Origin of the sequence: Salinibacterium sp. SWN139, assembly GCF_015864625.1 — a bacterium.
Classification (GTDB): domain Bacteria; phylum Actinomycetota; class Actinomycetes; order Actinomycetales; family Microbacteriaceae; genus Rhodoglobus.
On record NZ_JADYWV010000001.1, the window covers coordinates 404,219 to 422,085 of the forward strand.

The following is a 17,867-nucleotide window of genomic DNA, read 5'->3' on the forward strand; positions in this document are numbered from 1 at the left end:
CATCGCGCCTTTCGTTGTAACCGGTGACGAACATCACCTTGAGTCACTCCCACTCAACTTTCAGCTATTCGGCTTGACTCTCGACGCGTGCAGGAGCAAACTTGATACAGCGCGACTCAAGTTCGTGCTTCACGAGACTTAAGGAGTAAGAGCACATGGCTCGAGCAGTAGGTATTGACCTCGGAACCACCAACTCGGTAGTTGCCGTCCTCGAAGGTGGAGAACCCACCGTCATTGCAAACGCCGAAGGAATGCGCACCACGCCTTCCGTCGTCGCATTCACCAAGGATGGCGAAGTCCTCGTTGGTGAAACCGCTAAGCGCCAGGCCGTCACTAACGTCGATCGCACTATCGCATCCGTCAAGCGCCACATCGGTACTGACTGGACCGTCAAGATCGACGACAAGAAGTACACCCCGCAGGAAATTTCCGCTCGTACGCTTGCCAAGCTCAAGCGCGATGCCGAACAGTACCTGGGTGAAGACGTCACTGACGCAGTAATCACCGTTCCTGCTTACTTCAACGACGCTGAGCGTCAGGCGACGAAGGAAGCCGGTGAGATCGCGGGACTCAACGTTCTGCGCATCATCAACGAGCCCACCGCTGCTGCACTCGCGTACGGCCTCGACAAGGGCAAGGAAGACGAGCTCATCCTGGTCTTCGACCTCGGTGGTGGAACGTTCGACGTTTCGCTGCTCGAAGTGGGCAAGGACGACGACTTCTCCACCATCCAGGTCAAGTCGACCTCGGGTGACAACCGCCTCGGTGGTGACGACTGGGATGCCCGCGTTGTCGACTACCTGATCCAGCGCTTCAAGGACTCGACCGGTGTTGACGTCTCAGGCGACAAGATCGCGAAGCAGCGCCTCAAGGAAGCTGCCGAGCAGGCCAAGAAGGAACTCTCGTCGCAGATGACGGCAAGCATCCAGCTTCCGTACCTCTCGCTCACCGAGAACGGCCCGGCCAACCTCGACGAGACTCTCTCGCGCGCCAAGTTCGAAGAACTGACCGCAGACCTCCTCGAGCGCGTCAAGAAGCCTTTCAACGATGTCATCAAGGAAGCCGGCGTCAAGCTGAGCGACGTTGCACACGTTGTACTCGTGGGTGGATCGACTCGTATGCCCGCCGTCGTTGAGCTCGTCAAGAAGCTCACCGGTGGCAAAGAACCGAACAAGGGCGTCAACCCTGATGAGGTCGTAGCCGTTGGTGCTGCACTTCAGGCTGGCGTGCTGAAGGGCGAGCGCAAGGACGTTCTGCTCATCGACGTCACCCCGTTGAGCCTCGGTATCGAGACCAAGGGCGGAATGATGACCAAGCTCATCGACCGCAACACGGCTATCCCGACCAAGCGCAGCGAGACCTTCACCACGGCGGATGACAACCAGCCTTCCGTGTCGATTCAGGTCTTCCAGGGTGAGCGTGAGTTCACTCGCGATAACAAGAATCTCGGAACGTTCGAGCTCACCGGCATCGCGCCGGCGCCTCGTGGCATCCCGCAGGTTGAGGTTACTTTCGACATCGACGCCAACGGCATCGTGCACGTGTCCGCCAAGGACAAGGGCACTGGCAAGGAGCAGTCGATGGTTATCACGGGCGGTTCAAGCCTGTCGAAGGAAGACATCGAGCGCATGGTTCGCGAAGGTGAAGAGCACGCTGCAGAAGACAAGGCTCGCCGTGAGGCAGCCGAGGTCCGCAACAACGCTGAACAGCTTGCGTACTCCACCGGAAAGCTCATCACCGACAACGCTGAGAAGCTGCCGGAAGATGTGAAGACCGAGGTTCAGGCTGATGTTGACGCGCTCAACACTGCGCTCGCCGGTGACGACGAAGCAGAGGTCAAGACCGCGTTCGACAAGCTCACCGAGAGCCAGCAGAAGCTGGGCGAAGCAATCTACAAGCACCAGGAAGAAAACCCTGAGGCCGCTGCAGAGGGCGACACCGCGACCGCTGATGAAAGCTCTGACGAAGACATCGTCGACGCTGAAGTTGTTGACGAAGACGAAGCTGACACGGACAAGAAGTAGATGCCTGACAAAAACAAGGACCACGACGATAACCAGGATCCGGTGACTCACGACGACAGTCGTGTTGATCCGGAAACCGGCGACGTGAGTGCGGCCGACTCGGCTGCTGCAGAGCACTCTGCAGCAGCCGAGGGGCAGCCTTCCTCTGACAAGGAGCCTGCTGCGGACGCTACGAAGGCCCCCGATGAGTTGAGTCAAGAAGACAAGCGTCTTCTTGAGGAAGCTAGTCGGGACCTCGTCGCTGAGATGCGCGATCAGATGTTGCGCGCCCAGGCTGAGCTGGTGAACTTCCGCACTCGCGTTGAGCGGGATCGAGTAGCGAACCGCGAAGCCGTGATCGCCGACGTCATCCGGTCGTTGCTGCCTGCCCTCGATGATCTCGATCGTGCCGACAAACACGGCGACATTATCGAAGGCACCCCTATCGCTCTTGTTGCGCAGAAGATCAACTCAAGTTTTGAGCGCTTCGGCTTGCGCAAGATCGGCGAAAAGGGCGAAGTCTTTGATCCTGCGTTCCACGAGGCTGTTGTTCATTTGAACGATCCTGAGGCGACCGAGAACACGATCGCTGATGTCGTTGAGCCGGGCTACATTCTTGGTGAGCGCGTTGTTCGTGCCGCGAAGGTTGCTGTCTCCGGCCCCACTGATTAGGTCGGGGGTGGCGTGTAGTGGCTAGCCAAGATTGGTTCGATAAGGACTTCTACAAGGTGCTTGGAGTATCGAAAGATATCTCCGAGGCCGAGTTGAAAAAGACCTATCGCAAACTCGCGCGTAAGTTTCACCCGGATTCGAACCCGGGAGATCCGAAAGCCGAAGAGCGCTTCAAGGAAATTAGTGAAGCGCACTCCGTGCTTTCTGATCCTGAAACGCGCAAAGAATACGATCAGGTTCGTGCCATGGGCTCGGGCGCTCGCTTCCAAGCGGGCGGCCAAGGCGGTCAGGCCGGCGGCTTCGAGGATGTCTTTGGCGGGATGTTTGGCGGTGGCCAGAGTTATGGCGGCCAAAGTTATGGCGGCGGTCAGGGCTATGGGGGAGGTCAGTCGAGCGCGAGCTTCGAAGACCTTCTTGGTGGCATGTTCGGCGGTCAAGCCGGTCCCGGTGGTGGCCCCGGATTCCGGGGTGGCCCCGCAAAGGGCCGCGATTTGGCAGCAAATACGACGCTAGATTTTGCGACCGCGATTAACGGCGAAACGATCAAGCTCCAGCCAGCCGGCGGTCGTCCGATGAACGTCAAGATTCCTGCGGGAGTCAGCGACGGTCAGAAGATCCGCCTCAAGGGCAAAGGCGAGGCGAGCCCCAATGGTGGCCCCGCTGGCGACCTGGTGCTCACAGTCGCTGTGCGCAAGCATCCGGTGTTCGAACGTGACGGCAACAACCTTCGGGTTGTCGTGCCCGTGACGTTTGCAGAAGCTGTGCTCGGCGCCACTATTGAGGTGCCGACGCTGAGCGGTGCACCGGTGAAGCTGAAAGTTGCGCCGGGAACCCCGAGCGGGCGAGTATTGCGCGTAAAAGGTCGCGGGGTCGCTACGACGAAGGCAACTGGAGACCTGCTTGCCGAAGTGCAAGTGGCCGTGCCTAGTCACGTTCCGGATGCCGCGCTCAAGCACCTCAAGGCCTTTGCTGAAGCGATGCCCGCAGAAAACCCGCGGGACGATCTGATTGCTAGAGCCAGGAGCTAATAGTCATGGATGAGCTGAGCCCCGCCTTTGCTATCGCCGTTGCGGCGGAGTTGGCGGGCATGCATCCGCAGACGCTGCGACAGTACGACCGTCTGGGTCTCGTGTCTCCCACGAGAACCAGCGGTCGTTCGCGGCGCTACTCCATGCGCGACGTGATGCAGTTGCGCGAGATCGCAGCCCTCAGTGCTGAAGGTCTCAACCTTGAAGGCATCAAACGAATCCTCGATCTTGAGAATCAAGTGACGGAACTCAGCACGCGCGTTCGCGAACTCGAAGCGGCGCTTGCTGATGAACTCCTTTCGAAGCCCGGCCGCCGCGTCTTCGCCGCCGGTTCTGCTGGTGAGGTGATCTCGCTCAAAGCGGGAACCCGCGCCGAACGCGCCGACCAGGTCGAACTGTGGCGACCTTTCCTGCGGCGCGATAACCAACTTCCGTGGTGATCGTGAGCACCCGATGATGATCCGTGAAGCTCCACCACTCGGCGGTTCCCCCATCTTGCGGCAGCGCTGGAGCGAGGTGACATTCTTGCACTGGCAGGTTGATCCGGCCATGGTGGCTCCGCTGCTGCCGGAGGGATGCCGTCCCGACACGCTCAACGGCAGCACGTGGGTGGGACTCATCGCCTTTCAAATGTCGCAAAGTTCGTTCTTTGGTGGCCCCCGCATCCCGTGGCTCGGCGACTTTCCCGAAGTCAACGTGCGCCTCTACTCTGTTGATGCCCATGGACGACGCGGAGTGGTCTTCCTTTCCCTCGAGGCGTCGCACCTGATTCCAGTGCTCACCGCGCGGCTTGCTTTTGGCCTGCCGTACCAGTGGGCATCGATGAAGATCGGGCAGCGAGACGGACAGATTGCCTACAAAACGAAACGTCACGGACGACCGGATGCGGCATCCCACATCATCGTGAAGCCGGTAGCTGACCCGGCGGCGAGCGTTGCGCTCGCGGCTGACCCTCTGGCAACGTTCTTGACCGCGCGGTGGGGGTTTCACGAAACTCATCGTGGACGCACGATCTACTCGCGCAACCACCACGAACCGTGGCCGTTGCAACCGGCCGAACTGGTCTACCTCGATGATGGTTTGCTCGCCGCTGCGGGCTTTGAGGGTCTAGCCGATCGCGTTCCCGACTCGGTGATGTACGCGAGCGATGTTACGACGGTGTTTGCGGCACCACGTCAGCCGGCCCTTGCGCGCCAGCCTCGACCGAGTGCAATCTGGACATCCGCGCCTTCTGCGTAGGTATTTGCAGAAATATTGTGGAATTGTATAGACAATTTTGTGCAACATGGTCTCATCAGCACAAATGAGCATTGCCTCTTGCTCTCGACAGGGACATGATGAGTAACCACACCGTCACACAAGCACAACACGATTGAAACGATGAACCTAGAGAATAAGGGCACGGGGATAGTTCCCGTTCGCGCGTCATTTTCTCGGTTTATCGCCGCAGGCAACGACGCCGAATAACGCAGGAGGCACCATGACGACAGTTCGCGCAGCAATCACACAGACCACTTGGACGGGCGACAAAGAGTCGATGCTCGACAAGCACGAGCAGTTCGCTCGGGATGCGAAGGCGCAAGGCGCCCAGATCATCTGCTTCCAAGAGCTTTTCTACGGTCCGTATTTTGGGATCACTCAGGACAAGAAGTATTACCGTTACGCCGAGCCTGTTGATGGCCCGATCGTTACGCGCTTCCAAGCCCTGGCTAAAGAGCTCGACATGGTCATGATTCTGCCGATCTATGAAGAAGCGATGACGGGTGTGTATTACAACACCGCCGTCGTTGTTGATTCGGATGGCACGAACCTCGGTTCGTACCGCAAGCACCACATCCCTCACCTCGACAAGTTCTGGGAGAAGTTCTACTTCACGCCCGGCAACTTGGGCTTCCCGATGTTCAACACCGCCGTCGGCAAGGTGGGCGTTCACATCTGTTACGACCGCCACTTCCCCGAGGGATGGCGCGAACTGGGCTTGAACGGCGCCGAGATCGTCTTCAACCCCAACGCGACGAAGCCCGGCCTCTCCAACCGTCTCTGGGAGGTCGAAGGCCCCGCAGCAGCAGTGGCCAACGGCTACTTCGTACTTCAGCCCAACCGTGTCGGCCTCGAAGACAACGAGTACGGCGACGAAGCCGTTGACTTCTACGGCACCAGCCAGGTCATCGACCCCCGCGGAAACTTCGTGGGCGAACGTGGCTCAGGCACCGATGAAGAGATCATGATTCGCGATCTCGACATGGACCTCGTGCAGGAGATGCGCGACGACTGGCAGTTCTACCGTGACCGTCGCCCCGACGCGTACCTGTCGATCCCTAAATAAGCCATAACTTCAACCCCCAGGTTGTTTTGGTGCCCGGGGAACAGTAGGCACACGACATCGCAGAGGAGCGAATCATGGCCACCACTCTCATTTCCGGCGGTACGGTCGTCAGCTCAACGGGGCGCGCCCCAGCAGACGTCCTGATCGACGGCGAAGTAATCAAGGCAGTGCTGTCACCAGGCAGCACGCTTTTTGGAACTGACATTGCGGCATCCGTCGACAACGTCATTGATGCCACGGGAAAGTACGTCATTCCCGGCGGCATCGACGCGCATACGCATATGGAGCTGCCCTTCGGTGGCACCGCGGCAATCGATACCTTCGAGACGGGCACTCGCGCTGCGGCGTGGGGCGGCACGACATCGATCATCGACTTCGCTGTGCAGACCTATGGGGAGCGTCTTCAGGACTCGCTCGCCGCGTGGCATGGCAAAGCTGCCGGCAACTGCGCCATCGACTACGGCTTTCACCAGATCGTCGGCGACGTCAACGCTGAGTCGCTCAAGGCGATGGAAAAGCTGCCAGATGAGGGCATCACGAGCTTCAAGATGTTCATGGCGTACCCGGGCGTTTTTTACTCGGATGATGCACAAATTCTGAAGGCTATGCAGGTGTCGCGCGACACCGGCCTGATGACGATGATGCATGCCGAGAATGGTCCCGTCATTGACGTTCTCGCCGAGCAGCTCATCGAACAGGGCAAGACTGACCCGTACTATCACGGTGTCGCTCGTGCCTGGGAAATGGAAGAGGAAGCGACGCACCGAGCGATCATGCTCGCGAAGCTCACCGGTGCCCCGCTCTACATCGTTCACGTCAGCGCAAAGCAAGCGGTCGAACAGATCGCCGGCGCTCGCGACCGTGGCCAGAACGTCTTCGCCGAAACCTGCCCGCAGTATCTCTACCTGAGTCTTGAAGAACAGCTGGGTGCTCAGAGTGAGCAGTACGGTCACTTCGAAGGCGCCAAGTGGGTGTGCTCGACTCCGATTCGTTCACGCGAAGAGGGACATCAGGATGCCATGTGGCAGTCGCTGCGCACTAACGATGTGCAGATGGTTTCCACCGACCACTGCCCGTTCTGCATGAAAGACCAGAAAGAGCTGGGACTCGGCGACTTCCGCAAGATTCCGAACGGGATCGGCACCGTCGAGCACCGCATGGACCTCATGTATCAAGGTGTTGTCACCGGTGAGATCACGCTCGAGCGTTGGGTTGAGCTTACGAGCACCACCCCCGCGCGCATGTTTGGTGTGTACGGCCGCAAGGGCGTCATTCAGCCAGGCGCCGACGCCGACATCGTGGTGTACGACCCCAACGGCCACACGTCGATTGGTATGCCCGTTGATGAAAACGGAAACCCCACCGGCAAGAAGCACCACATGAACATGGACCACGCAGCCTGGGAGGGCTTCGAGATAGACGGCCACGTGGACACCGTTCTCTCGCGCGGCAAGGTCATCATCGACGACGATCAGTACCTCGGCGCGAAGGGCGATGGCCGCTTCATGAAGCGCGGCCTCACTCAGTACCTGACCTAAACGGTCTCGCTGCAGCATCCGCTGGCTACCACCAGCGGATACTGCACTTTAAACGACTTTCCACCACGAATGAGGAGCCCCATGGACTTCGGAGCAGTACTTCAGACCAACCCGCCGTCAGCACGTACGGTCCAACTAGCGAAGCTTGCAGAGGCGCATGGCTTCACCTACGTCTGGACGTTCGATTCACACATCCTGTGGCAAGAGCCCTATGTGATCTACAGCCAGATTTTGGCCGAGACGCGCAAGGTCATCGTCGGCCCGATGGTCACGAACCCGGCCACCCGCGACTGGACCGTCACGGCTTCGACCTACGCCACGCTCAACGAGATGTACGGCAACCGCACCGTCTGTGGCATTGGCCGCGGCGACTCCGCTGTGCGCGTGACCAACGGCAAGCCGACAACGCTGAAGGATCTGCGGGAGTCGATTCACGTCATCCGTGAACTCGCTAACTCGCGTTCGGTCGAATATGGCGGAGCGCAGTTGCAGCTGCCGTGGAGCAAGGGTTCTGAGCTCGAGATGTGGGTTGCAGCCTATGGCCCGCTCGCGCTCAAGCTCACCGGTGAAGTCGGCGACGGCTTTATCTTGCAGCTCGCTGACCTCGATATTGCCGCCTGGATGATCAAGAAGGTGCGCGACGCCGCTGAGGCTGTCGGTCGCGACCCGATGTCGATCAAGTTCTGCGTTGCCGCGCCGATGTACATCGGTGATGACTGGGAGCACATGCGCGACCAGTGCCGCTGGTTCGGAGGCATGGTGGGAAACCACGTGGCCGACATCGTGAAGAAGTACGGCTCTGACGGAGACGTGCCGAAGGCGCTCACCGACTACATCGAAAAGCGTGAAGGCTACGACTACAACCAGCACGGCCAAGCGGGCAACACGCACGCGGCGTTTGTGCCCGACGAGATCGTCGATCGGTTCTGCGTCATGGGAACCGCCGAGGAGCACATCGAGAAGCTCGAGAAGTTGCGCGAACTCGGTGTCGATCAGTTCGCCGGTTACCTGCAGCACGACAACAAAGAAGAGACCATGCGGGTCTACGGCGAGACGGTAATCCCGGCCCTCACCGAAACAGTGACGGCGAAGGCCTAACCCGATGACGGCAACCCGAAACGATCAGCGTGGGGAGGTTGCCGTCCGCCCTGCGAACCAGTCGGGTGCGGTGGCTAACCCCGCGCGCACTCGGCTGTTCGGCGGTTTCTTGTGGGGAATCGCCGGCGTCGTGCTCATCGCGTTGATCTGGGAGGGCTACAAGTTCTTCGGCCCCGACAACGGTGTGCTCATCGGCGAACTGCGTGTACTTCCGCGCACCACCGACCTTGCCATGCCCCACCTGTGGGACATGCTGACGCGACTCGCAGAGCCCGTCACGCGAGCAGATGGGGCGCTTCCCCTCTGGGCAGTTGTGGCGCTTGCCTCGCTCATGACACTCGGGATCGCTGCCGCCGGCTGGGCTGTCGGAGTGATCGTGGGAGTCGTTTTTGCGCTCCTCATGCAACGCTGGCGTCTCGCCGAATTCGGTCTGCTTCCCTGGATCGTCATCAGCCAAACCGTGCCGCTCATCGCCTTCGCGCCCATCGTCAAAAGCTGGGGCTCGCGAGTCGAGATCGGCTCCTTCGAATGGCAAGACTGGATGTCGGTGGCGCTCATTGCGAGCTACCTGGCGTTCTTCCCCATCACCGTTGGCGCGCTCAAGGGACTGCAGTCTCCCGACCGCATCCACGTTGAGCTCTTCGACACGTATGCCGCTGGCTACTGGCCGACGCTCGTGCGACTGCGCTTGCCCGCCGCCGTTCCATACCTTCTGCCTGCGCTGCGACTCGGAGCAGCGAACGCTGTCATCGGCGCGGTTGTTGCCGAAGTATCCACAGGACTTCAGGGCGGCATCGGACGCTTGCTCATTCAATTTGCCGGTCAAGCATCGGGAGACCCCTCGAAGGCGTGGGGCCCCATCTTCGGCGCAATCGTGCTCGGCCTTGTGGCCGCCGGTTCCGTTGCGCTGCTCGGCATGATTCTCAAGGACTACAGACGAACCGAGGAGGCCGCATGAGCGACCAGATCCCGACCACCACTTCCGCTGCAGAGACGATGACTGGCGCTGCTGGCGCCGACGCCGCCGTGGAAGTTCGCGGACTCAACAAGCAGTTCCAGACCGCCTCGGGCATCGTTCATGCGCTCGAAGGAATCGACCTCACTGTTGAGGCCGGCGAATTTGTCTCGCTCATCGGGCCGTCGGGCTGTGGCAAGTCAACGCTCATGAGGCTCATTGCTGACCTCGATGTTCCGACCTCGGGCGAACTGACCGTGTTCGGTAAGACCGCTACGCAAGCTCGCCTCGACCAGGACTATGGCATCGCTTTTCAGCAGGCCGGGCTTTTGCCGTGGCGCACGGTTGCCGCGAACGTTGCGCTTCCGCTTGAACTGCACGGGGTGGCATCCGCTGCTCGGCGCACTCGCGTTGCTGACCTGCTCGAAATGGTCGGCCTCACCGAATTTGCTGATCGTTTTCCCGACCAGCTGTCGGGTGGCATGCAGCAGCGTGTGGCGATTGCCCGCTCGCTGGCAGAGCAACCACGACTGCTGCTGATGGATGAACCATTCGGCGCCCTCGACGAGATGACCCGTGAGAAGATGCAGACCGACCTCGTGCGCATCGCCGCTGACACGGGAGCTGCTGTGGTCTTCGTGACCCACTCGATTCCTGAAGCCGTGTTCTTGTCTGACCGCGTCGTCGTGATGTCGCCGCGTCCGGGACGAATCAGCGACATCATCCCGATGCGATTGGATGCTGCCGAGGGTCGCGAAGAACGCGACGACGACCTGCGCGAAGCATCCTCGTTCTTCGAAATGGTGACCGAAGTGCGTGAAGCACTGCACGGCGGAGCCTCGGATGGGGAAAACCCCGCACCGCGCGCCGCCCGGGGAGTGGACACCCGATGACGACGAACACGACAGCCAACGCGATCATTGGCGCCGGAACCGGAGCCACCCGCAGCAAAGACTGGAGCCCGCGAACGGAGTCGATCCTTCGCGTGGTTGCCCCCGTCACGCTCGGTATCATCGTGCTCGCCATCTGGCAGTTTCTCGTCACCGTTGGTGGCGTCTCCGACTACCTGCTGCCGAGCCCGACTTCGATCATGGCGGAACTGGTCGCGTACTGGCCAGCCGTCGTCTCGGCAACGGTGCTCACCGGAACGAACAGCCTGCTGGGTCTGCTCGTTGGTTCGCTGCTCGGAATCATTCTCGCTGCGGTCGCCGCACGGTGGCGCATCGCAGACCAGATGAGTGCACCGATCATTGCTGCGCTCGCGGTCGTTCCGATCGTGGCGCTGGCCCCGGTGCTCAACTCCATGTTTGGGGCCGACAGCCAGTTCGGTCGCCAAGCGATTGCCGCGATCGCCTCGTTCGTTCCCATCTTCATCAATACCCTGCGCGGGTTCCGCCAAACGCGGCCAGTGCACCGTGACCTCATGAAGGCCTACGCAGCAAGCTCCGGGCAGATGTTGCGCTCGCTCACACTGCCGACAGCCCGCCCCTTTATTCTCACTGGCATCCGTATCGCTTCGTCGCTCGCCGTCATCTCCGCTCTTGTGGCTGAGTACTTCGGTGGACCGCGCGGCGGTCTCGGCAGTCTGATTGCGACCTCGGCAGCCTCAAGCGCGTATTCCCGCGCGTGGGCCTATGTCGGGGCATCCATCGCACTCGGTCTGCTCTTTTACCTCGCGACGCTCGCACTCGAACGACTAGTGCTGCGCCGTGTACCGACCGGGGGCTCCCGATGACAGCACCCCGCGCAGAACAGGGAAGGAGATAACCGCTCCACCAGCTCTACCAGCAGTATCCACTTGCACCGTGAATCTGGAAGGTCTGACATGAAGTTCACCAAACGCCGCGCACTCGCGGCCGGAGCGTTCGCCGTAACGGCAGCGGTCCTCCTCGCAGCATGCTCCACCGCCGAAGAGCCCACCACAGAATCTGGGGAAGCGCTCACTGAAGTGAAGCTCCAGCTCCAGTGGCTGCCTCAGGGGCAGTTCGCTGGCTACTTTGCCGCCGCCGATCAGGGCTACTTTGAAGAGGAAGGTCTTGACGTAGAAATCATCCCGTCGGGCGGCGACATCGTTCCGCAAGACGCTCTCGCCAACGGCGACGTTGACTACGCCGTAGCGTGGGTTCCCAAGGTTTTGGGTTCCATCGAACAGGGCGCCAACCTCACCGATATCGCTCAGATCTTCCAGAAGTCGGGCACCCTTCAGGTGTCGTGGGCTGACTCGGGTATTGACTCGGTCGCCGACTTCGAAGGCAAGAAGATCGGTTCGTGGGGCTTCGGAAACGAGTGGGAAATCTTCGCAGCAATGGCTGCGGAAGGCCTCGACTCCTCCACCGTGCAAATCATTACGCAGGACTTCAACATGAACGCCTTCCTGCAGGGTGACATCGACGCCGCGCAGGCCATGACGTACAACGAGTACGCTCAGCTGCTCGAGTCGACCGACCCCGACACCGGAGAGCTCTACCAGCCCTCTGACTTCAACGTCATCAGCTACGAAGACACCGTTGGCGCCATGCTCCAGGATGCAATCTGGGCTGACACCGAGCGTCTCGACAGCGACGAGGACTACCAAGAGACCACGGTCAAGTTCCTCAAGGCTGTAGTTAAGGGCTGGATCTACTCGGCTGAGAACCCTGAAGGTGCTGCCGAAGGCACCGTTGCTGCTGGTTCCGGTTGGGGCCCCAGCCACGAACTGTGGATGGTCAACGAAACGAACAAGCTGATCTGGCCGGCCGAGAACGGCATCGGCGTCATCGATGAAGCCGCGTGGGACCGCACCGTTGAAGGCGCCATCAGCGCCGTCAACGAGACGGGCGCAAGCCCCATCACCACGGCACCGCCGGCAACGGCATGGTCGAACGACTGGATCATGCAGGCACTTGAAGAGCTCGAAGCCGAGGGTGTTGACACCACCGGTTCCAGCTTCGCACCGATCGATGTCACCCTCCTCGAGGGCGGCAACTAGTCACACTGAATAACCGCTAGACGGATGCCGCCCTTACGCTTGTGAGGGCGGCATTCGTTTCGTTGTTGCACGGCATCACTTGCCACCGAGCGACACTCGCAGTACCAGTTTCATGTCAGCACCGCGTAATCACTCTGAAGGGCCAGCGCCATGACCGAGCACGACTCCCGAGACCTCGACGCGTACGCGCTCGAACTCGACCAGGCCCACATCTTTCATTCGTGGTCGGCGCAGACTCCTGCCCATGCTTCCGCCGTGAGCATCAAGAGTGGGCTCGGCACCCGCGTGTGGGATCACGCCGGGAATGAATATCTCGACTTTTCTAGCCAGCACGTCAACGTGAATTTGGGGCACCAGCATCCGGCCCTGCTCGAAGCTATCCGGGTGCAGTCTCAGCTGCTCGCGACGATCTCGCCGCCGACGGCCAACGTGACGCGCGGTGAGGCCGCCAAGCGTTTGGCAGCGATCGCCCCCGAGGGCTTCAATCGCGTGTTCTTCACGAACGGTGGCTCCGACGCCAACGAGAATGCGATGCGGATGGCGCGGCTCTACACCGGGCGCGACAAGATTCTTTCGGCGTATCGTTCGTATCATGGCAACACCGGCAGCAGCATTGTGGCCACGGGGGATCCGCGCCGTATCCCGAACGAGTTCGCGCGCGGGCATGTGCACTTCTTTGGTCCGTACCTGTACCGCTCCGAGTTCTGGGCGACGACGCCCGAGCAGGAGAGCGAACGTGCACTGCAGCATCTGCGGCGCGTGATCGAAGCGGAGGGCGCGGAGACAATCGCTGCCGTGCTTTTGGAGCCGATTCCGGGAACTCCGGGCATTCTGGTGCCGCCGGCTGGCTACCTCGCTGGCGTGCGCGAACTGTGTGATCAGCACGGCATTCTGCTGATCTTCGACGAAGTGATGTGCGGATTTGGGCGCACCGGTGAGTGGTTCGCGTTCGATGCCTTCGACGTGCGGCCCGACCTCATCACCTTCGCCAAGGGAGTGAACTCGGGCTACGTTCCCGTCGGCGGCGTGATCATCGACGACCCGATTGCAGCGTTCTTCAACGACCGGGTGTTCCCCGGCGGGTTAACGTATTCGGGGCATCCGCTGGCCGCCGCCACCGTTGTGGCGTCGCTCGACACGATCGCCTCCGAAGGCGTGCTTGAGCACGTGCGCGATATCGGGGAGAACCACATTGGCCCGGCCTTGAACGCGCTCGCCGAACGTCATCCGTCTATCGGTGAAGTGCGCGGTCGCGGAGTGTTCTGGGCGATCGAACTCGTGACCGACCGGGGCACTCGTGAACCAGTGCCGGCTGCAACGATGGGGCGCATTCGCGCTGGCCTGGTGGAGCGTGGCTTGCTGCCTTTCGTGACCGAAAACCGCATCCAGGTGCTGCCACCGTGCGTAGTTACGCCCGACGAAATCGCTGAGGCGATGGAGATTTACGATGCGGTGCTGACGGCCGAGCTGGCCTAGCTAGCAGCGGCGTTGGGGGCCGGCTGAGGCAGGAGTCTTTCGCTGGGGTGAGACGCGGCCACATCATCGCGCGTTTTTCGGCAAGTGCACAGGGGAATGGATCACACTCAGGGCAGCACCGCCCCAGATTTACCCTCTGAGAAAAGTTTGAGCCATGACCCCCGTCGCCGAAGAACGAGCACATCGTCGCGTCGACACTGCGCCCGCACGGCGCGCGGGTAACTCCGTTTCTTGTCTGCTGCGAGCGTCGTGGCAGCTCGTGGCGATGACGTTCCTCGCGCTGGCGCTCATCACCGGCATTGTGGCGATGCATTCGCTCGTGTCGTCCGGCTCGCATTCCGAGATGACGATGGCGGCCACGATGTCTATGGGCGACGGTGCCGCAACGGAAGCAGCGCCGACTGGCGCCGCCCTTACGGCACTCGATTGTTCCGGATGCGGGGGCGAGGCATCCATGAATCTCATGTGGTGTGTGCTCGCACTGCTGACCGTCGCGCTCCTTCTGGCCGCGCCTGCTGTGATTCGAGGCTGGGGCAGTTTCCTCAGCCAGTGGTCGTTGCTTGCGGTGCTCGTCGCTCGGTGGGCTCGCGCTGTCGCGCCGCGCCCGGATCTCGCCACTCTCTGCATTAGTCGAACCTAGGAAACGCTCTGTCGACTCAGGGTCGACGCGTCCTGGCGTGACCGTTCTGGTCGCGCTCCTACTAATGACTTATGTGGAGAACTAAAAGATGAATACTCGTTCGACGGCTACGGCCGCAATTGCCCTGACGGCGCTACTGACGCTGTCGGGATGTGTCAACGGAATGACCGACGCGGGGCCCAGCTCCGACTCATCATCCACCAACGCGGCCGCCGCCGCTGACGCCAACATGACGGATGTGATGTTCACGGCGATGATGATTCCCCATCACGAGCAGGCCGTGGAGATGGCAGACATGGTGCTCGCCAAGGACGGAATCGACGAGCGCGTCGTTGCGCTCGCCCAAGATATCAAGGCCGCGCAAGGCCCCGAGATCGACCTCATGAGTGGCTGGCTCGATGACTGGGGCACCGACATGGGCGATGGCATGGGCGAGATGAGCGGCATGGATGGCATGGACCATGGCGACGGGATGATGAGTGAATCCGACATGGAGGAGCTCAACGCGGCCAGCGGAGACGAGGCCTCGCGCTTGTTCCTAGAGCAGATGATCGTGCACCATGAGGGAGCGATTGATATGGCGCAACCTGAGTTGGATTCCGGGCAGAACGCGGATGTTATCGCGCTCGCTCAGAAGATTATGGACGCGCAAACTATCGAAATCGCGCTCATGCGCGACATCCTTAGTTCTCTGTAGTGGAGAAGGGCCTGCCGCTCGCAAGCGGTGGGCCCGCCCGCGCCGCAACGACGGCCTTATTCGGGCACGAACTCCTGACGCACAGCACCGTTGGTTGCGCTCTCGATATAACCGAAGTCGTGGTCGCTATTCAGAATGATGGCGTCGTTAGCCAGGGCATAAGCGGCGATCAGGCAATCAAAGGCGCCGGCAGCACGTACGCGACCGGTAGCCCACAGGGCCTGCTGAATGTCGAGGGCCTGGCTGGTCGAAGGGTGTTCGAGCGCAGGGAGCAAATGCTCCATGTCTTCACGCAGCTCCGCGTACTCGGTCTCCGTTCGCGCTGAATGGCAGTACTCCAGCACTTGGGGCGGGCACGTCAGGATGAGGTGTTGAGGCGAAAGCGACCGCAGGCGTGCCGCAATCGTCGGGCTCCTGCTGGCTTTCTGCCAGATGCTGTTGTCGACGAGGTAGGTGGCCACTACTCGGCGGTCGGTCGCGATGTGGGAGCGTCGATCTGATCGTCATCAAACGTGCGACCGATGATGCGCTCAACGGCAGCCGGTTGGCGGCGCAGCGCGATAAGAGTGCGCAGGGCTAAATCGACCGTCTCTCGGTTGCTGCGTGAACCGGTGAGGTCTCGCGCGGTCCGCAGTTCGGTGGGATCGATGTCGATGGATGTCACGGTCATGAGTGGCCCCTCTCTATATATCTCAATATATAGCACGAGGCGCCTCGGCGACGAGGCTGTGGAAGCTACTCGCGCTCGTCAGCCCCGCGCGCCAGGCGCTGCGAAACCCACACGGGAATGAACGAGGCGAGAATCACGACGGTCGCGACGACGTTGACCATGGATGCCTCGTTGGGTCGTGCCATCTGGTTCATGATCCAGAGCGGCAGGGTGTCGACACCGGGCGGGGCGGTGAAGATCGTGACAACAACCTCGTCGAAGCTCAGCGCGAACGCAAGAATTGCACCGGCCACGAAGGCGCTGCGGAACTGCGGGAACGTCACGAGCCGGAAGGTCTGCAGCGGGGTCGCGCCGAGGTCGCGCGAGGCTTCTTCGATGCTCGGGTTGATGCGGCGCAAACGAGCAAGCACGTTGTTGAAGACCATGACGATACAGAACGTTCCGTGCGCGATAATCATCCCGAAATAGCCCACGTCAATACCGATGGGTTCGAGAATCTGGTTATACGTGTTGTTGAGGGCAACGCCGGTCACGATGCCGGGTAGCGCGATCGGGAGAACGACAAGCAGGTTCACGCTCTGCTTACCGAAGAAGGTGTAGCGCTGCAGGGCGAAGGCGACGAGCGTGCCCAGGATGAGCGCGATGGCGGTAGCGCCGAGCCCCACGATGACCGAGTTCAGTAGCGCAGCCCGGATGGGTTCGCTCACGAACGCCTTCTCCCACCAGATGGTGGAGAACTCGGCGATCGGCCAGCTCGACAGGCGCGCGGCGCTGAACGAGTTGATCACGACGAGGAACAGCGGGATGTACATGAACGCGAGGGCGATCGCGACGATAGTGCCGAGGGTGAACTTGGCGCCGAGGGAGAGTCTCAACATGGCGGCATCACATCCGTTCTAGTGCGCCGGTGCGCTGCACACTGACGAGGTAGATGACAACAAAGGCGATCGGCACGAGCGAGTACGCGGCGGCGATCGGGGGGTTCAGGTTGATGTTCGAGGCGATGATGCTGCCGATCATCTGCGTCGACCCACCCACGAACTTGGCGGCGATGTAGTCGCCCAGGCTGAGGGAGAACGTGAAGATCGAGCCGGCGATAATCGCGGGCTTGATAAGGGGGAGAACGACAGTGCGGATGGTGAACCCAGCCCCAGCTCCCAGGTCAGAGGAAGCGTCGAACAGGTTCGGGGGCAGCTGACGGATCGCGGTGTAGACCGGCACCGCCATGTACGGCAGCCACAGGTAGGTGAGCGTCAGCACGACGGTGACGATGCTGAAGCCGGGGCCGCTGATGCCGAGCGGGCCGAGCATCGAGTTGAAGAAGCCATCTTCGGTGAAGGTAATGCGCATGGCCAGAATCTTCACGAGGTAGCCGGCCCAGAGCGGCAGGGTGATCGCGACGGCCAGAATGGCGCGCAGCTTGGGCGAGGCGACTTTCGCCATGAAGATGCCGAGTGGAACCGAGATCAGGATGCTCAACACCGTGACCGCGAGGGCGATACCGAGGGTGCGCAGCGAGGTGGTGGCATACGCGGGGTTCGCGATGATCTGCTCAAAGTTGCGGAGGGTGAAGCCCGGCTTCACCTTGGACGTGAAGGGGTCGGTCACCCAGAACGCCGTCACCAGAAGCATGACGAGCGAGAAAATGTAGATGCCGATGAGCCACAGCATGGGCAGCGCCAGCAAGGCCGAGAGTTGCGCGCGGCGATTCATGGGAGTCCGATCGGTTGGTGCGTGGGGAGAAGTGCGGGTCGAGAAGTGCAGCTGAAGAAGGGGCGAGGGGTGGGTTGGTGAGG

Annotated in this window: 19 protein-coding genes; 15 read left to right on the forward strand and 4 right to left on the reverse strand. The window is 61.1% G+C overall.

Annotation, left to right across the window (positions count from 1 at the left end; all coding sequences use genetic code 11):
* The first annotated feature begins 155 nt into the window (after window positions 1–155).
* The 15 genes from dnaK to I6E74_RS01995 all read left to right on the forward strand — a co-directional run bounded on the left by dnaK (window position 156) and on the right by I6E74_RS01995 (window position 15,401).
* Window positions 156–2,024 (forward strand): molecular chaperone DnaK, encoded by a 1,869-nt coding sequence (gene dnaK / locus I6E74_RS01925; protein ID WP_197122525.1) that lies wholly within the window; start codon window positions 156–158, stop codon window positions 2,022–2,024.
* Entirely contained in the window at window positions 2,025–2,675 is a 651-nt protein-coding gene (locus I6E74_RS01930; protein WP_231604450.1) for a nucleotide exchange factor GrpE, read from the forward strand.
* 17 nt (window positions 2,676–2,692) lie between these two features.
* Window positions 2,693–3,703 carry a DnaJ C-terminal domain-containing protein gene (locus I6E74_RS01935; RefSeq protein ID WP_197122528.1) on the forward strand — a complete coding sequence of 337 codons (1,011 nt, stop codon included), beginning with the start codon at window positions 2,693–2,695 and terminating at the stop codon, window positions 3,701–3,703.
* 5 nt (window positions 3,704–3,708) lie between these two features.
* Window positions 3,709–4,143 (forward strand): heat shock protein transcriptional repressor HspR, encoded by a 435-nt coding sequence (locus I6E74_RS01940; RefSeq protein ID WP_197122530.1) that lies wholly within the window; start codon window positions 3,709–3,711, stop codon window positions 4,141–4,143.
* Window positions 4,144–4,156: 13 nt separating this feature from the next.
* On the forward strand, window positions 4,157–4,942 hold the full coding sequence (locus tag I6E74_RS01945; protein ID WP_197122532.1) for a YqjF family protein: 786 nt from the start codon (window positions 4,157–4,159) through the stop codon (window positions 4,940–4,942).
* Window positions 4,943–5,183: 241 nt separating this feature from the next.
* Window positions 5,184–6,029 (forward strand): nitrilase-related carbon-nitrogen hydrolase, encoded by an 846-nt coding sequence (locus I6E74_RS01950; protein ID WP_129072489.1) that lies wholly within the window; start codon window positions 5,184–5,186, stop codon window positions 6,027–6,029.
* Between the two features lie 74 nt (window positions 6,030–6,103).
* A complete protein-coding gene (gene hydA / locus I6E74_RS01955) occupies window positions 6,104–7,567 on the forward strand; it encodes a dihydropyrimidinase (protein ID WP_197122534.1) in 1,464 nt (487 codons plus the stop codon).
* An 81-nt stretch (window positions 7,568–7,648) separates the two neighbouring features.
* A complete protein-coding gene (locus tag I6E74_RS01960; protein WP_197122535.1) occupies window positions 7,649–8,665 on the forward strand; it encodes a TIGR03842 family LLM class F420-dependent oxidoreductase in 1,017 nt (338 codons plus the stop codon).
* A gap of 4 nt (window positions 8,666–8,669) precedes the next feature.
* The gene (locus tag I6E74_RS01965; RefSeq protein ID WP_197122537.1) at window positions 8,670–9,623 is read left to right on the forward strand and encodes an ABC transporter permease; all 954 of its coding nucleotides are present in this window, start codon (window positions 8,670–8,672) and stop codon (window positions 9,621–9,623) included.
* Entirely contained in the window at window positions 9,620–10,513 is an 894-nt protein-coding gene (locus I6E74_RS01970) for an ABC transporter ATP-binding protein (RefSeq protein WP_197122539.1), read from the forward strand. Before I6E74_RS01965 ends, I6E74_RS01970 begins: the two co-directional genes overlap by 4 nt.
* Window positions 10,510–11,355, forward strand: coding sequence for an ABC transporter permease (locus tag I6E74_RS01975; protein WP_197122541.1), 846 nt, complete (start codon window positions 10,510–10,512; stop codon window positions 11,353–11,355). Before I6E74_RS01970 ends, I6E74_RS01975 begins: the two co-directional genes overlap by 4 nt.
* Before the next feature lie 90 nt (window positions 11,356–11,445).
* Window positions 11,446–12,588 carry an ABC transporter substrate-binding protein gene (locus I6E74_RS01980; RefSeq protein WP_197122542.1) on the forward strand — a complete coding sequence of 381 codons (1,143 nt, stop codon included), beginning with the start codon at window positions 11,446–11,448 and terminating at the stop codon, window positions 12,586–12,588.
* A 150-nt stretch (window positions 12,589–12,738) separates the two neighbouring features.
* A complete protein-coding gene (locus tag I6E74_RS01985; protein ID WP_197122544.1) occupies window positions 12,739–14,064 on the forward strand; it encodes an aspartate aminotransferase family protein in 1,326 nt (441 codons plus the stop codon).
* 154 nt (window positions 14,065–14,218) lie between these two features.
* Complete coding sequence (locus I6E74_RS01990) at window positions 14,219–14,704, forward strand: DUF6153 family protein (RefSeq protein WP_197122545.1); 486 nt, start codon at window positions 14,219–14,221, stop codon at window positions 14,702–14,704.
* 88 nt (window positions 14,705–14,792) lie between these two features.
* Window positions 14,793–15,401: a DUF305 domain-containing protein gene (locus tag I6E74_RS01995; protein WP_197122546.1), complete on the forward strand. Its 609-nt coding sequence runs from the start codon at window positions 14,793–14,795 to the stop codon at window positions 15,399–15,401.
* 56 nt (window positions 15,402–15,457) lie between these two features.
* On the opposite strand, the gene I6E74_RS02000 is transcribed toward I6E74_RS01995, so the two are convergent.
* The 4 genes from I6E74_RS02000 to I6E74_RS02015 all read right to left on the reverse strand — a co-directional run bounded on the left by I6E74_RS02000 (window position 15,458) and on the right by I6E74_RS02015 (window position 17,784).
* Window positions 15,458–15,862: a PIN domain-containing protein gene (locus I6E74_RS02000; protein ID WP_197122547.1), complete on the reverse strand. Its 405-nt coding sequence runs from the start codon at window positions 15,860–15,862 to the stop codon at window positions 15,458–15,460.
* A complete protein-coding gene (locus I6E74_RS02005) occupies window positions 15,862–16,071 on the reverse strand; it encodes a type II toxin-antitoxin system VapB family antitoxin (protein WP_129072479.1) in 210 nt (69 codons plus the stop codon). Before I6E74_RS02005 ends, I6E74_RS02000 begins: the two co-directional genes overlap by 1 nt.
* A 65-nt stretch (window positions 16,072–16,136) precedes the next feature.
* Window positions 16,137–16,949 carry an ABC transporter permease gene (locus tag I6E74_RS02010; protein WP_197122548.1) on the reverse strand — a complete coding sequence of 271 codons (813 nt, stop codon included), beginning with the start codon at window positions 16,947–16,949 and terminating at the stop codon, window positions 16,137–16,139.
* A 7-nt stretch (window positions 16,950–16,956) separates the two neighbouring features.
* On the reverse strand, window positions 16,957–17,784 hold the full coding sequence (locus I6E74_RS02015) for an ABC transporter permease (protein ID WP_197122549.1): 828 nt from the start codon (window positions 17,782–17,784) through the stop codon (window positions 16,957–16,959).
* Between the last annotated feature and the right edge of the window lie 83 nt (window positions 17,785–17,867).